General features: G+C 44.7%; 10 protein-coding genes and 1 pseudogene. 8 read left to right on the top strand and 3 right to left on the bottom strand.

The window, feature by feature from the left end; genetic code table 11:
• Positions 1–375, top strand: a pseudogene (locus L2755_RS06945) (chloride channel protein); the annotation flags it as partial.
• 136 nt (positions 376–511) lie between these two features.
• A complete protein-coding gene (locus L2755_RS06950; protein WP_248979964.1) occupies positions 512–1624 on the top strand; it encodes a glucosaminidase domain-containing protein in 1113 nt (370 codons plus the stop codon).
• A gap of 108 nt (positions 1625–1732) precedes the next feature.
• Here L2755_RS06950 and L2755_RS06955 read toward each other — a convergent pair whose 3' ends face one another.
• On the bottom strand, positions 1733–3595 hold the full coding sequence (locus L2755_RS06955; protein ID WP_248979965.1) for a methyl-accepting chemotaxis protein: 1863 nt from the start codon (positions 3593–3595) through the stop codon (positions 1733–1735).
• Between the two features lie 324 nt (positions 3596–3919).
• On the opposite strand from L2755_RS06955, the gene lhpI reads away from it, so the two are divergent.
• The 4 genes from lhpI (at position 3920) to L2755_RS06975 (ending at position 7344) form a co-directional block, all read left to right on the top strand.
• Positions 3920–4879 carry a bifunctional Delta(1)-pyrroline-2-carboxylate/Delta(1)-piperideine-2-carboxylate reductase gene (gene lhpI, locus L2755_RS06960; RefSeq protein ID WP_248979966.1) on the top strand — a complete coding sequence of 320 codons (960 nt, stop codon included), beginning with the start codon at positions 3920–3922 and terminating at the stop codon, positions 4877–4879.
• Positions 4880–5089: 210 nt separating this feature from the next.
• Entirely contained in the window at positions 5090–5623 is a 534-nt protein-coding gene (locus L2755_RS06965; protein ID WP_248979967.1) for an RNA polymerase sigma factor, read from the top strand.
• 252 nt (positions 5624–5875) lie between these two features.
• Positions 5876–6406 carry a hypothetical protein gene (locus L2755_RS06970; protein WP_248979968.1) on the top strand — a complete coding sequence of 177 codons (531 nt, stop codon included), beginning with the start codon at positions 5876–5878 and terminating at the stop codon, positions 6404–6406.
• The gene (locus tag L2755_RS06975; RefSeq protein ID WP_248979969.1) at positions 6403–7344 is read left to right on the top strand and encodes a DUF4097 family beta strand repeat-containing protein; all 942 of its coding nucleotides are present in this window, start codon (positions 6403–6405) and stop codon (positions 7342–7344) included. The genes L2755_RS06970 and L2755_RS06975 overlap by 4 nt, the downstream gene beginning before the upstream one ends.
• A 76-nt stretch (positions 7345–7420) precedes the next feature.
• On the opposite strand, the gene L2755_RS06980 is transcribed toward L2755_RS06975, so the two are convergent.
• On the bottom strand, positions 7421–8326 hold the full coding sequence (locus L2755_RS06980) for a LysR family transcriptional regulator (protein WP_248979970.1): 906 nt from the start codon (positions 8324–8326) through the stop codon (positions 7421–7423).
• Positions 8327–8975: 649 nt separating this feature from the next.
• Between L2755_RS06980 and L2755_RS22155 the strand changes: the two genes are divergently transcribed.
• Positions 8976–13955 (top strand): S8 family serine peptidase, encoded by a 4980-nt coding sequence (locus L2755_RS22155; protein WP_283102743.1) that lies wholly within the window; start codon positions 8976–8978, stop codon positions 13953–13955.
• A 305-nt stretch (positions 13956–14260) separates the two neighbouring features.
• Positions 14261–14434 (top strand): DUF4097 family beta strand repeat-containing protein, encoded by a 174-nt coding sequence (locus L2755_RS06995; RefSeq protein ID WP_248979971.1) that lies wholly within the window; start codon positions 14261–14263, stop codon positions 14432–14434.
• Positions 14435–14640: 206 nt separating this feature from the next.
• Here the strand turns inward: L2755_RS06995 and L2755_RS07000 are convergent, their stop codons facing one another.
• Positions 14641–15537: a LysR family transcriptional regulator gene (locus L2755_RS07000; protein WP_248979972.1), complete on the bottom strand. Its 897-nt coding sequence runs from the start codon at positions 15535–15537 to the stop codon at positions 14641–14643.
• Between the last annotated feature and the right edge of the window lie 427 nt (positions 15538–15964).

Consider the following 15964-nt stretch of genomic DNA (forward strand, 5'->3'; position numbering starts at 1 on the left):
GCTCCGGTTAACTTAGGGCTACAAAAAGTCGGCGTTCGCCACCTTATGGATAAACGCTTTATTATTGTCGGTGATAACGATGAGCTACTGCTGGAAGTGCTGAAACGGGCCGAAGGCCGCTCAGTATTAGTCCGTAATGCCATGGGCCAAGTTGAAATGATCCAGCTTGAACTGCAAGCCTGTGATGATGCGACAACCTTGACTCGCCACCCCATTCTAGGAGTATCTGATACCGCAACGCTCAATGAAGTGTATTTATTGCTGTCTAAAGAGCGACGAGGTGAAGTGTACATTTACCAAGAAAATGAAGACCATATTGTCGGTGTCATCAACTGGACAATGTTGCAAAAAGAGATCCGTTCAGGGCAGGTTTAATGGCATATTCAGCCAGATTAAAACGGCGATCATACACGTTGGCAACAATGAAGGAATGTTAGTTAAGGATCGACTAAATTTAGACGGTAACGATTAATTGATGTCGCCTCATTGCTATCACCGAAAGGACGCTTCGATGCTTAGAAAACCCCAAACCCAAATTGCGCTGCTCACGATTGCAGTCCTGTTACTGCTTTATGCTGCTAATTCTCAGTTTAATCCCGATTATAATAGTGCCGTAATAAAGACTCCTGAGCCGGCCGTAAACCCAGAGTTCATCACCAAAAGCCACAAGCATAAGAATAGATCTGAGTCAGCTAAAGTGGAGTCAAATCAGCAACACATAGTCGCTGCAGACCTTGCTACTGCGGCAGATTCAACGGCAACCCAAATGAGCTTTATTAATGTCTCTGATGACAGGCCAACGTACGCGCCTAAAGAGATACGTATAAACTCACTCGATGAATTGTCGGCCCTGTTTGATTCGCTAAATTACAATAGCCAAAGCTGGAATGATGGCAACCGAGAAGTGCCGAGGCTGACCTTTAGCTCTGTGAGTGAACGTTGGCAAGAGACCTCGAACAACATTCCTGTACAGCAAAAGAAGATGGTGTTTTTTAGGTTAATTGCGCCGCTGATTTTAGTCGCAAATGAAAATATTTTACTCGAAAGGCGCCTTATCGAATCAGCACCTTTAGATGATATTGTATTGCTCAATATTGCCGTTAAATACAGTATGATCAAAAGCGTAGAGCAAACAATGACCGAACAACAACGGCAACAGCTTTTGCAGGAGATTGACATACTGCCGCCGTCATTAGTATTAGCGCAAGCGGCTGAAGAAAGTGGCTGGGCAACCTCTCGCTTTACCGTCGAAGGCAATGCATTTTTTGGGCAGTGGGATTTCAGTGGCAACGGCATGATCCCGAAACAGCAACGTAAAGAGCTTGGCAACTATGGTTTAGCCCGTTTCGATACGCCTTTGGCATCTGTTGAGGGCTATATGCTTAACCTAAACACCAATAATGCCTACAAAAAGTTGCGTAGCCTAAGGGCTAGCCTGCGTGCCAGCAACTCCGCTATTACCGGTATTGAGCTGGCAGGCACTTTGGACAAATATTCAGAAAGAGGCCAAGCCTATATCGATGGGATCCGGCAGATGATCAGTTATAACAAGTTAGATCAAGTTGATGAAGCTTACTTAAGTGACTCTGCGCCGCTTCACCTTCTCCCAAGCACTGAACAATAATGCTACTTTAAGGCTGTAGCACGCAAACGGATCACTACACATGTAAAAGCAAAAAAGGGTTAGCTTATTCAGCTAACCCTTTTTTCATAAAGCTTTGCGCTTAAGAAGCTACACCTTAAATTTACTCACTGCCTGCAGTAAAAACTCAGCGCGCTCTTTTACACTCTCTGTCGCTGATGAGTTCTCTAGCGCGGTATTGGCTGTCTCTTGGGCGATATCTCTAATCACCACCACATTTTTATTCACTTCACTTGCCACCATGCTTTGCTCTTCAATCGCTGCGGCTATCTGCGTGCTCATATCCATAATATTGGTCACATCGCAGTTGATCTGCTGTAGAAGTGCCCCGGCAGAAGCTGCCTGTACCGCGCTTTCATCGCCTTGTATTCGACTGGCTTCCATCACCTGTACAATAGAGCGAGTTCGACGCTGTAAGGTCTGAACAATGGCGGAGATCTCTTCGGTAGACTCTTGCGTTCGCATCGCTAAACTACGAACTTCATCAGCGACGACGGCAAAACCACGGCCCTGCTCGCCTGCCCTTGCCGCCTCTATCGCGGCATTTAACGCGAGTAAGTTGGTTTGCTCAGCTATCGATTTGATCACCCCAAGCACGCGACCAATGGTCTCAGTGTCCTTTTCAAGCTCATTAACGACCAGTGAAGATTCATTAATTTGCTGTGCCAAAGACTCAATTTTCTCGATGGTATGTTCAACGCCTCTTTGACCGAGCAAAGCATTCTCATGGGTTGTACTGGCTTTATTTGCCGCAAGCTCAGTATTTTTAGCGATCTCTTCAATCGTTGCGCCCATCTCAGTGATTGCGGTCGCGACCATATCAGTTTCATTTAATTGACTGGCGACACCATTGGATGCCCGAGTGACATTAGCGGCGAGATCTTGGCAAGAGTGATTCATGGTGTCGACAGATGTTGTTACCTGTTCAATCAGCTCTTGGAAGCTTTCAACCATACTGTTGAAGTGTTTGGCGATTTGGCCAAGCTCATCATCACTGCTAGCATCACATCGCATCGACAAGTCTTTATTCACTTCGATGTGGGTGATCACCGCGGTGATCTGTTTAACAGGGTCAATAATGCTGCGGATAATTAAAAAGGTTGCCCCTGCTAAAGCCAGTGCGATGAGTACTGCTATCAATAAGCCTAAGTAAAATGCAGACTGTGCTTTATCTTGAATCGCTGTGCTTGCTAAAGCTTCAAGCTGTGCCAAGGCGCTATCAGTATTAGCAACAGCTTGCCTTAACTCACCCATTTGACCTTGGGTTATAGATAAACCCAGTTGCTTCTCTTTTATCACCAGCTCTTTAAAGTCAGTATTATATTGTTGAATCAGCATCGATATTTGCTGTGTAGCCGTCGGCGCTAATATCGATAGGGCTAATACCGACTCGAAGTTGCTTAAACTGTTATCAAACTTTGCCACATAACTTTCGCTACGCCTGAGCATAAAATCTTTTTCTGCTCGACGTAATTGCAGCATCTGCACCATTAATGCGGGTTGGTCATATTGCTTAACCAGAGACTCAACTTGATGTACTGCATTACGCAGTGTGCCGTATAAACCTGTCTTTGGCGTTAAACCAATCTGTTGATTCAACACAACGACCTTGCCAAAGGTGTTGCTATATATAGCAAGATCATTGTTGAAGTTAGTCAGTGCTTTAGTCGGAATCTTGTACTTAGAAAATACACTGTCGAGTTCACGGGTAAGTGACTCAATGTCATTGTTGTTCGATTTGTGCTTATCAACGTATTTAAGATCCAATCTGGCAAGAAAGTCTTTCTCGTCTCGGCGAAGGCTTAATACTTCGCTTTTAAGACTAGAGATCCCTTGTGATGCTTGAGACAGCTCAGATTGAACTTGACCAAAATACAGCTGTAAAGCAAACATAGCAGCGAGTGCAGTAATAGAGACGGTGGCACTTAAAAGTAACTTATGACGGATCAACATATAACCCCAACAGCAAGATGAGAACATCTAGTGAGCAACATTAACGAGGGGCGCGAGTCTACAACATTAAACCAGTCATCACCGCATATTTAATCGTTAAAACCACTTTAAGCGAGAAAGGTAGTTTTAAATAGCATCAAACACCAAGGAGGCAGCGATTTAAACCAAACTAACACATTGAATTCCCAGCAATTTAAGCTCATTTTAATTTGAATGTTTTTTGTACGACATTGTTTGAAGTTAATGTGCTCGGATAGCAATATGAAGTTGATTGACTCATACTGCCCCAACAAATAATATAAAATATACCTTTAAGAGGCCCTCATGCTAGTCATCAATGCCGAGTCTGTGCACCAGTCTTTAAATTTCAACGAACTTGTCGATGCCCTCGACGAAACATTCTCTCGTCCCGCAGGTATGCCACAAAGACAGGTCTTTAGTCTTGATGAGTCTTCAAGCCACAGCGATGCATTTGCAGTCTTACCCTCTTGGAACGACAAAACTATTGCCGTTAAAGCCTTTACTTACTTTCCGGGAAATCCACAAAAAGATCCTCAGCTTGCCAGCCTCTATTCTAAAATTTTAATCTTTAGCCGAGCCACGGGTGAGCCACAGGCATTGGTCGATGGCACCAGCGTGACCTACTGGCGCACCGCGGCGGTTTCAGCGCTGGGAAGTCGTTATTTATCCCGTGAAGACTCAAGTAAGTTGCTGGTGTGTGGCAGCGGTAATTTGGCCTCGTTTATGGCACTGGCTCACGCAAGTGTACGACCAATCACGCAAATCACAATTTGGGGACGTACGGAAGCTAAAGCACGAGCAACAGTCGAACTTATCCGTGATCAACGCCCAGAAATTGAGGTTATCTATTGTGACAATCTAGAGGCCAGCGTGCGGGATGCAGACATCATTAGCTGCGCTACAGGCTCGCCAGCACCACTATTCCCAGGAGAGTGGGTGCAAGCAGGTACTCATACTGATTTCGTTGGCAACCACAACCACGATCGCCGTGAATGCGATAGCAACCTCATCCAAAAATCGGCTGTGTTTGTTGATTCAAAAATCAATGTATTTGCTGAGGCGGGAGAGCTGCTCATCCCGATTGAAGAGGGTGTATTCTCACTCGATGAGGTCAAGGGTGAACTGGCACAATTATGCCAGTCCAAAGTATCGGCCAGAGAAAGTGCTGCACAGATCACCCTCTTTAAAACAGTAGGCACTGCACTATCAGATCTTGTCGGCGCGCAACTGGTCTACGCTAAAATGTCTCAGAACTCGGCTTAAGAATTCATACTTTTCAGACAATAAGGCTGCTGTTATCAGCCTTATTGTTTCTATTACATTGTCGCCCCACAACCCTGACCCTTCACTAAATCCGATTTAGACTCATCTGCAACAATATATACCCAAACAATTATTTATTTTATTTCTGTTTAAACCTTTTTATGGGTTAGCTTTGTCTTATCTATATCGGTAGCACATAAGGAACATGTAGTGACAGCACAATTAAAGGTCTTGGAGCAGAGTTCATTCAATGAGCCTGACCTTATCGATAGCGCAAAGAGAGGCGACAAAGCTGCATTTAAACAGCTTTACCTACAACACCATCGACGTGTTTATGCATTGTGCTTTCGCATTACTGGTCAAGTCGCATTAGCAGAAGATGCCACCCAAGACTGCTTTGTCACCTTGTGGCAAAAGTTGCCCCAATTTAAAGGCCAAAGCCAATTTACCACTTGGTTACACACGCTATCGGTTAACCAAGCACTCAATAGTCTGAAGAAACATCGCTCTTTTTGGTCTCGATTTGTAGCAGCGGAGATCGATGTTGAAGCAGTACAAGATGAATACGAAGATCTCGACAAAATCTTAGTTAGATTGCCAGAAAGAGCTCGAATTGTTTTTGTACTATTTGCACTTGAAGGCTACAAGCATGAAGAGATTGGTCAACTAATGGGAATAGCGCCTGGTACCAGTAAAGCGCAGTACCACCGAGCGCAAAAATTACTCGCTGAGATATTGGATTAACGATTGAGTATGGATGTGGGCAAGGGTGTGAGTAAGGGTACAGCGCCAGCCACCTGCAAAGCACAATACCACCGAGTCGATATAACCGAACACAAGTTACTCGCCGAAATTCTGGATTGAATTCTGGATTGAATTCTGGATTGAATTCTGGATTGAATTCTGGATTGAATTCTGGATTGAATTCTGGATTGAATTCTGGATTGAATTCTGGCTTAAGTACTGAATTAAATATTGTTTAAAAGGAATGCACAGATGAGTCATTCACAAGATAAGTTGCAGCAATTAATAGCCAAAGCACCTAAATCATTGGCGCCCGAACGTGAGCTATGGAGCGATATAGAGAAGCAACTCGATAAACCCGAATATGCGCAGCCCAACCATTGGCGCCGTATTGCCGTAGCGAGTGTAATTTTGTTGACTGGCATATTAGGTACTGCGATGTGGAGCAACGGCGTAATTATGCCGCTCTATACAGCACAATCAAATGCATCACCGCTGCTGGTAACGCTATCGGAGATCAAGCAAGAACATGAACAACAGATAGCATTATTGCACCAGAGCCATAAGGTCAATTGGCAAGCCACTGAGCTTGGTATGCCTCTGAATAAAGGCATTGAACAGTTAAGAAAAGCGGCCGAAAAGATCTATCAAACACTCACTAAGACACCCCATGACAAAGAGCTATGGCAGCTTTGGCTTTGGACCCAACAAAGAGAAATAGAATTATTGCAGCAAGGGCAAAAGCTGCCCACTGCCGACCAACATCAGGGAGCATTAATATGAATAAAACACCGCTTATCAGCTTTGCATTGACGGCACTGTTTATCAGCCAAACCACACTTGCTGGTACTGCTGTCGATCAGTCTCAACAAGTTCAAGGGAGCCCCAAAGTCAGTGTCAATGTACAACGAGGCGATGTGGTCTTTAAGTCATGGGACAAGAACGAAATTAGCGTTAAAGGCGAGCTTGATGAGTTGAGTGAAGGGCTAACCTTTACTGTGAAAGGTAGCCATGTGGTCATCGAAGACAAGATGCCAAGGCGATACAATGGCAGCAATAAAGATGGCTCGCAACTGACCATCATGTTGCCACGGCAAATTAAACTTCAGGCTGAAGCGGTATCGGCCAATTTTAGTATCGATGCATTCACCGGAAAAATGGACATCAGCTCAGTCAGCGGTGATATCAAAGCCAGTAAACTGACTGATAAAGTCATGCTGCATACCGTATCTGGTGACATCTCCAGCCGAGAGCTTGACGGAAAAGTAATGTTAGAAACGGTATCGGGTGAAATTAAAGATACCGATAGCTCTGGTAAGGTCGGTTATCGTCTCGTCAGCGGTGAGTTAACGGCAAATACGACTGCAACTCAAGTCGTCGTCGAGCTGGTATCGGGTGATGCAACAGTAGCACTTGCCAATATTGATAGCCTTAGTATTAAAACCGTCAGCGGCGATATTGACCTATCCATTGCCAGCCTTAAAGATAAAGCAAAACTCGGCAGCGTCAGTGGCAATATTGATATTCACTTTATCAACGAGGTCAATGTTTCGTTCGATATTAATGGTGGCCCAGGTGGCAGCATCACCAATAAGTTAAGCGGTGATAAGGTATCTAAAGAGCAGTATTCACCACAAACGTATCTAAAGTTCCAAGCGGGAGATGGTAGCGCGGACCTCAATGCGTCAACCATTAGCGGCGACATAAAGCTATCCAATTAGCCTACAGGCTAGCAATCGTTTCGCTATGAAAAGAGGGAACCTTTTGGGTTCTCTCATTTCGCTAATATTATTAACTTTACGACTCGGTAGCCTTTAAGAGGAAATCAACGAAGCTTTGAACTGTAGTACTCAAACGTTGGTTCTTAAGATAAACAATACTAAAGCTCGCTTTTATATTTGGCATATTCTCAACACTTAGCGCCACTAACCGCCCCTCTTCTATCTCTTTCTTAACCGATAGGTTAGGTGTAATGACCACTATATCGCAGTTATACAGAGCCTCCTTGATAGGGTGAAATTGGTCAAACCTCACTAACCCCGCAAAATCATGCCTATCATCATCAAATAAGTCACCAAATTGATCTGTTAGTTTTTGCGGCATTGAGCGAGGTACAGCTAACGGATAGTCTCTTAAAGTCGGCAAATAAACATGATTTTCAGACAGCAAAGGGTGCTCTGGTCGACAACAAAAAATAGCATCGGATGCTGGTAGTGGTAGCACCATCAAATCATCTTGCTCATCAAGAGAGGTCGCTTTAGCTTCGGCAATAAATAAAGATAAACTGCCTTTAAGCAATAGTTGATACAAATGGCTCCATTTATCAACTTTAAGTTCAACACTTATCTTGGGGTTATCCCGGATGAAATGCCCTATTACAGGACCAATTAAACTGTTCGAAGGAATAGGGCTGGCACCAATAATTAGGCGTCCAGACTCAATACCTCTAAGAGATTGGATCTCAGATTCTAGATAATCTACATGACTAATAATACTTCCGCCATGCTCGAGAACCAATTCACCATAAGTGGTCAGAGACAAACTACTGGCACCGCGGTTTAGTAACTTCACGCCGAGTAAATCTTCCATTTTCTGGATACTTCGAGATAAAGAAGGTTGTGCCAGATTTAACTGATTGGCAGCTAGGTTAAAGCTCTTTAACCTAGCTAACACCATAAAATGTTTTAAATGTCTTAATTCCATAACCTTTGCTCACTTATTATTTTTATTCAACAAAGATAGTTATCTATTGCCCCACCCCAAAACCGATGCGAACTATGTTAGTTATTTAACTTTTTTGCTTAAAAAGTGCGATTCCCCATCAAGGTAATGACTTTACGATATGAATTCAAGCACTCGTTGCTTACATTTTGTATCACGCATAATTTCGACTTGTAAACGTACACAAGTAAGCGTAATAAGCTGTATTTAAACAGCTTTAATTTCAGTAATCAATTGTCACGGCAATGGGAACAGCATTGGCAGTTGATGGCTGGACAACTGACAGCAACAAATACTTAACAACTTGTATCAAATATATCAATCCGCGCGTCAAAGTTAAAACACAAGCCGTAAAACATTCCACTAAACAGCACAAGTCACAGCAAAATATTCATCCGTAACACCGGCAGCAAGCAGAGATTAACACTGGCAATACCATTCATCACAGCAACCCCAAAGAAGGCGTCAATCGAAGATTGCTGATACAAACAGGGTCCGAATGCATAAAGCACATAACCCAATGCAAATTACGCATTGGATTATTTAACCCTCCGCGTTTAAAAATCGTCCTTGAAAAATGTCCCAGTTCTGAGAATTAACCCATTCAAAATAAAAAAATAGGGAACAATCAATGAAGTTAAAAAAAATCAGCCTGATGACCATAGCAGCAATTTACGCTGCGGGAGCAGGCAGCGTGGCAGCTTCAGGGCCAGAAACAGACAATGGTATCCGCAGCATTGTCATTACAGATGCAATACTCAAATACAATGAAGAGCTCAATTCAGGAAAGGACCGCGCGGGCAATGCGCAAACTCGCCCTAACAGCAATGGTAAAAATGTTCACCGCGGGGTAGCACTCACGCGTGACGGTAAGGTGCCTTTCAAGTATCAAAAGGGGCTCACTGGCGAACAAACCTATATTATTGAGCTAAGTGAAAAGCCAGTGTCACTCTATAGAGGGGGAACGGAGCAGTTTCAAGCGACCTCGCCGACGGTTAACACTGTGCCAGCCATGCTCAACCCTAGGGGCTACAACAAACTTGATATCAATAGCAATGCAGTGAAGCGCTACAGCCAATACCTTACTCAAAAGCAAGACAATATCTTATCGCAGATCTCGGCTACAGTAGGCGGTAATCTTGATATAAAGAATCGCTATACCCTAGCGTTTAACGGCATGGCAATGCGCATGACCCAAGAGCAAGCTGCGCGTACTGCCGAGCTTCCTGGTATTCGTAATGTCAGCATAGAGAAAATGTATGAACTTCATACCGACAATGGCCCTAAGCATATTGGTGCTGATGGGCTTTGGACAGGCAGTGCGGCCGATGACAAATACAAGGGTGAAGGCATAGTTGTTGGTGTGCTCGATACGGGGATCAATTCGGATCACCCCTCTTTCGCCGCAGTTGCCGGTGACGGTTACGTCCACACCATGCCCACTCGATACGATGGCTACTTAGGTGACTGTGAAAAAGCCGAATTTGCTAGCATGTGTAACGATAAGCTTATCGGTGTCCGCTCCTACGAGAGTATCACCGACAGCTATATGGACGCTGCCTTCCAACCAGAAATGCCATGGTGGGATATTAGCAATCCTAAACGGCCACAAAACGGTGAAGACTACAACGGTCATGGTTCTCACACAGCATCTACCGCAGCGGGTAATGAACTGATGGATGTAGATTATGTTGTGCCGCTTCCCGCAGAAGCCGGTGATGGAGTAGCAACCGGCCTTACATTCGCTAAAGTCTCTGGCGTCGCCCCCCGGGCCAACATCATCATGTACCAAGTCTGCTTCCCCGGTGATGGCAGCTATGGTGATGGCTACGGTGGCTGTCCAGGCTCTGCATTACTCGCAGGCATTGAGGATGCGGTCGCAGATGGTGTAGACGTTATCAACTACTCGATCGGTGCCACCTTCGGTACTTTTCCTTGGGATGACCCAATGGAGCTCGGGTTTCTTGCCGCGCGAGAATCCGGCATTTCAGTATCGGCGTCTGCGGGTAACGCATACGATCCTAATTATGCAACGCAAGCTCGTGGAGCAATCGATCACTTCTCACCTTGGTTGACCTCGGTTGCCGCCACCACCCATGGCCGCGAGATCGCCGTTGAAGGCAAGATGCTGACAGCAGCTTCTGGCGGAGATCAGCCTCTTGCAGAGCTGATTGGTGCAGGCATCACAGATGAGTACACGGGTTCAGTTGTCGAAGCGAAAGCCTATGGTAGCGAATATGAGATGTGTAATGAGGCATTCCCAGCGGACTTCTTCGCTGTAAACCCCGACGGTGATCCATATGCAACCGCGCCAATTGTGGTCTGTAAGCGTGGTGATATCGCCCGTGTTACCAAGGCGACGAATGTCGAGGCCGGTGGCGCCGGTGGATTTATTCTGTGGAACGCGAGTTCTTCCGAGCCTATTCATAATGACCCCTATTCAATCCCAGGCATTAACATCGACAATGGTAGTTACTACGGCAATAACAGCAACGACTATTATGGCCTCCGAGACTGGTTAGCATCGGGCTCAGATCATACATTAACCATTTCCGCTTCAGAGGTTATCACCAGAGAGCGTACTGCCGATTATGTTGCAGACTTCTCATCACGTGGACCTAACCTTGAAGCGCCAGATGTGATGTCACCAAACCTTGCCGCGCCAGGAGTCGATATTTACGCCGCTTGGGCCGATGAGATGCCGTTTAGCATGTATGGTATGCCCGCAGATTATTCCGCAATTAGCGGAACCTCAATGGCTGCACCACATGTAGCTGGTGCGATGGCCCTATTGACTCAGGCACATCCAGAATGGAGTCCAGCTCAAATTCAATCTGCGTTAATGACAACGGCTTCATTAGAGGGAGTAACGCGTTCTCGTGATGCTTACCCATTTGATCCAGTCGCTGCAGGTTCTGCCGATGCGGGTAGTGGTGTTATCAACGTGGCTCGTGCTAATAACGCCGGTCTGTTACTCGATGAAACCACTGAGAACTACCGTGCAGCTAACCCAAATAATGGCGGTAATGTTCATAGCTTGAATCTACCCTATTTTTTCCACGATAGCTGTGCCGGTACTTGTACGCTAATGCGCATAGTCACCGCGACTCAAGATGGGACTTATACGGTTGAAGCGACACCTGATATGCTCGATGGTGCACCTATGCTTGAACTTGAAGTCGCTCCGAAGACTTTCACCTTGAAAGCGGGGGAATCACAAGCGATCAGGTTAACGGCTAACGTTCTCGAAGTTGAGGCCATTGGCGCAGACTCTTCCAGTCTACAGCTAAGCGGTAATGTGGTACTGACACCGCAAGATAGCAGTGTACCGACGCAGCATATGCCTGTCGGCATACGCTTTAGCGGCGACAACTTACCGTCAGAAATATCAGGCATCATTCATCGTGAACAGGGCCATACCCTGACACCGATGCTAAATACAGCAGAGATACAGTCACTAAACTCTAAGGTGTTTGGTTTGGCCAAAGGCCAACGCTTTGAATTCCAGCTCCCAACCGCAAATGCACGTCTATATTCTGACGGACTAACCGTGGCGGAGATAGAGGCCGATGGCGGCGCTAAAGTCACCTTCTTCGATGTACCAGAAGGCACTAAACGCGTTGTTTGGGAAGTGTTATCAGCACCTAAGCATGCTTATACCTCAATCGATATCGGTATGGATATCAACGAAGATGATGAGATCCAATGGTTAGATGAAGCTATCTGCTATTCATACACAGATAATGGCGATTTTTGTGCCATCAACGATCCCGTACCGGGTCGCTACTGGGCCATTGCGGCAAACTGGAAATGGGGGTATGAAGACCCTAAAAACTTAGCCGACGAGTTTATCGTAAGCTTAGGCATCGTAGGTGGATCAGATGACGTCAACATAACAGTAGAAGGCCCGGCCTCTACTGACGGTTTAACGCCTTATCAATTGAAACTCAACTATAACTTACCTGGTGCAATGGAAGGGGATACCTACTATGGCGTTGTCGGCTTAGGTAGCGATGAATATAACGCAACCAACCTTGGTGACTTTGCCGTGAAACTGCAACACTTCGGCTCAGACACCCGCATTGACGCCTCGCAAACTGCCGCTAAAGTGGGTGACATAATAGACTTTAGCGTTGAACTAGCGCCTAACCTATTAGGTGCAGAGCGTGAGTTCACCGTTAACACCACACTTACAGAAGGTATGCAGCTCATTGAGGAGTCCATCGTCGTTGGCGGTATCGGTGATTATGTCGATGGAATGACACTTGATGGCAACACTATCAGCATCAGTGCGGCGCAAGTCTCGTCGAGCGATATGCCACGTCACTATGTATATACGACCAACCTAACCGATGCGACATGTAAGGTGCCATATGGTGAAGATGAGACCTTCTATGATCTGCCGATGCAAGGCTATAGTCATATGGGGATCAGTGGTTATTCAAATCAAATTCTTCGTATTCCGTTAGCGGCGAGTGGCTTACCCCATGTACCACTTTATGGTAACCCAGAGGTCTTTGGTCAAGATGTGCTATCTATCTCACCCTTTGGTTATGTGCAGTTCGATCCTATGAATGAGTTTTGGAATATAAACTTAGCATTTGATGATAACTTCCAAAACTTCCCAGACACTATGGTGGCACCACTTTGGCGTGGCGATGTAAGAATGCCTGAAGCCAGCATAAATTGGGATACTTACCGCTGGCAAAACGTGGTTTACGGTGCTGTTACCAACAAGCACTACATCTTCCAGTGGGATGGCGGTGAAGAGTGGGCCGCGTTCTTTAGCGGTAATGTAAACCCTGATCCCGATGCAAAGTTCAATATTCAGACCATTATTGCGACGGATATTAGCTTCGATAACGAAAGCCCCGAAGTGATCTTCGCCTACAAGACCCTAAGCACAAGTAATGATCAGTTTGGTTCAATCGGCCTACACGGATATTGGGGAGAGCGCGCACCATTCGGTCCAGCTAATGGCTGGTATAATGATGGTTTTGCCTACGGCGATGTCGATGAAAAGGTCAGCGAAGGCATGGTGATCTGTGCCGACTATCGAGGCCCAGAGCAAACAGCCATGTCACTGAAGTTCTCGGCCCGAGTCTCTGCCGGTGCTATTGGTGCAGACAGCATGGTAACGGTTGAGTCTCAATATGCCGATTCAGAGATGGTCACAGCCAGCCACATTGTGTCGACAGCGAGTAACATCACCGTTGCACCTATGTCAGATATGATGATGGAAGAAAATACCATCCTTGAAGGCTTGAACGTCATTTACAACGACGTAAAAGGCACGGCTAACGGCGTGACGGTTAGCGGCGAGAACATTACCGCAGTCGTTAACGCTGAGACATTTGCGATTACCCCGGATGCCGACTGGCATGGTACCACCCAAGTCACTGTGACCGTACACGATATGGCTTACCCGTCTGATCAAGCATCAACGAGCTTTATGCTTACAGTTAAGTCGGACGGTGTGGACCCCACTCCACCACCAGTAACCACTCCTCCAGTAGTAGAGGAATCGGATGATTCGAGTGGTGGTAGCTTAGGCTTCTTAGCCCTTGCGCTACTCGGCTTGATTGCAAGCTCTCGACGTAAACGTGGTTAACTAAAAGAGCAACTAGTTAAGCATTGCGATTTACTTAACCTTGTCATTGGGCCCTCATTTGAGGGCCCCTTTGTTTATCAACATTGACTTGGCTAAGTTCAATGACAGGGCTTGGTAACGAGTGACTTAAAATATTCAAGAAACAATTTGTTAGTCCCATCGGGAACTCTAGACTTATGAAACACCACTCCATAATCAACTTTAATATCTGATGTTGTGGCTCTAGGTAAAGAGATAGGAAAACCTTTTAACCTTGGAGTATAAAGATATTTGTCAATTTCCGTATCGAAGCATTGGATGGAAAAATGGACATCAGCTCAGTCAGCGGTGATATCAAAGCCAGTAAACTGACTGATAAAGTCATGCTGCATACCGTATCGGGTGACATCTCCAGCCGAGAGCTTGACGGAAAAGTAATCTTAGAAACGGTATCGGGTGATGCAACGGTGGCCCTGGTGGCAGCATCACCAATAAGTTAAGCGGTGATAAGGTCTCTAAAGAGCAGTATTCACCACAAAAGTATCTAAAGTTCCAAGCGGGAGATGGTAGCGCGGACCTCAATGCGTCAACCATTAGCGGCGACATAAAGCTATCCAATTAGCAAACTGCAGCACAGATAGATTCTATAAGTTAAGGCTTAAAACAGGGCGCTAAAACTCACTATTTGGCGCCTTGTGTTTACGGATCATCTGTTATTAATAAATTCGATAAACTCTTTAGTCGCTTGTGATAATACCTTGTCCTTTAACGTCACCATTCCATATTCAACTTCGATTTCAGGCATATTTAACACATTGAGTGTCGCGACCCTGCCAGCATCTAATTCTTTTTGGATAACTAAATCAGGTAATAAGCAAATAATGTCACTTTCATGCAGGGAATGAAGAATTGAATGGATCTCTTCAAATTTAACCAACCCGCTAAACCCCTTTCTTTCTATGTCAAACAAGTCATCAAATAAACTCTCAATTTCATGGGGTGTCCCTCTAGGCAAAGCAACTTGGTAGTCCTTTAATCTAGGAGTATACAAGTATTCTTCACTTAACAAAGGGTGCCCTGAACGACAGCAAAATATACCTTTTGATTGGCAAAATGGGATAATGTTTAAATCTGACTTTTGGTCTAATCTTGTTATTTTTGTCTCGCCCAAAAACAGATCAATCTCACCTTTAACGAGTAAATCATACAGTTCACTTACATACCTAAAGCAGAGCTCCATATTGTAGTTAGGATTATCTTTGGTGAATTCACTTAATAACTCATTGAGAATGTGAGGCCCGGCTAGCACTCCCCCGCCCAACACTAGGTTACTTGCAACCTGACTCACATTTAGACTAATGTCAGATTCTAAACTACTTACATTACCCAGTATTTTTTGACTATGCTCTAGCACAACACTGCCAAAATAAGTCAACTTCACATAGCGAGAATTTCGCTCCATTAACTTCACATCTAGTATTTTCTCTAGACGCTGGATACTTCTTGATAAAGACGGTTGAGATATATTGAGTTGACCTGCTGCGAGGCTATAATTTTTATATTCAGCCAGGGTAACAAAATGTTTTAAATGCCTTAACTCCATACCCTACCTATTTCAAAATGACTTAAAATACCTTTTTAAAGTTAACTGCACCTTAAATATTTCTTATTGTTAATATTTAAGCATAGGAAACTAACAATTATCACTGCGTATACAGTGAAGTTAAAAATACAAAAAATACGCTCTGATATCAACTGTTAAAAATCACAAATGAAACAACTTGTATCACGTGTAACTAACTAACATTTTCAATCTTAAAAACAAAACCTGTTCTAGATTGAATTAATAAGCATTTTTCCAAACTCAAATTTAAATTGTATAAAATAGTGGTTTTACACCCTTTAAAATACCTTGTACCTATCCCTCTATGCCTTCTACGTATTGGATTCCCAACTCGAAAAAATCTAACAATCTACATACCGCGCTGCAACAGGTGGTTAATAAAAACAACGAATGCGTTTAATCCATA

The organism is Shewanella abyssi (assembly GCF_023284025.1).
Classification (GTDB): Bacteria; Pseudomonadota; Gammaproteobacteria; order Enterobacterales; family Shewanellaceae; genus Shewanella; species Shewanella abyssi.

Coding starts and splice junctions, on each gene's coding strand:
- L2755_RS06970 (WP_248979968.1), top strand. CDS start 5,876: ATGAGTCATTCACAAGATAAGTTGCAGCAATTAATAGCCAAAGCACCT.
- L2755_RS06975 (WP_248979969.1), top strand. CDS start 6,403: ATGAATAAAACACCGCTTATCAGCTTTGCATTGACGGCACTGTTTATC.
- L2755_RS06955 (WP_248979965.1), bottom strand. CDS start 3,595: ATGTTGATCCGTCATAAGTTACTTTTAAGTGCCACCGTCTCTATTACT.
- L2755_RS22155 (WP_283102743.1), top strand. CDS start 8,976: ATGAAGTTAAAAAAAATCAGCCTGATGACCATAGCAGCAATTTACGCT.
- L2755_RS06995 (WP_248979971.1), top strand. CDS start 14,261: ATGGACATCAGCTCAGTCAGCGGTGATATCAAAGCCAGTAAACTGACT.
- L2755_RS06950 (WP_248979964.1), top strand. CDS start 512: ATGCTTAGAAAACCCCAAACCCAAATTGCGCTGCTCACGATTGCAGTC.
- L2755_RS07000 (WP_248979972.1), bottom strand. CDS start 15,537: ATGGAGTTAAGGCATTTAAAACATTTTGTTACCCTGGCTGAATATAAA.
- L2755_RS06980 (WP_248979970.1), bottom strand. CDS start 8,326: ATGGAATTAAGACATTTAAAACATTTTATGGTGTTAGCTAGGTTAAAG.
- lhpI (WP_248979966.1), top strand. CDS start 3,920: ATGCTAGTCATCAATGCCGAGTCTGTGCACCAGTCTTTAAATTTCAAC.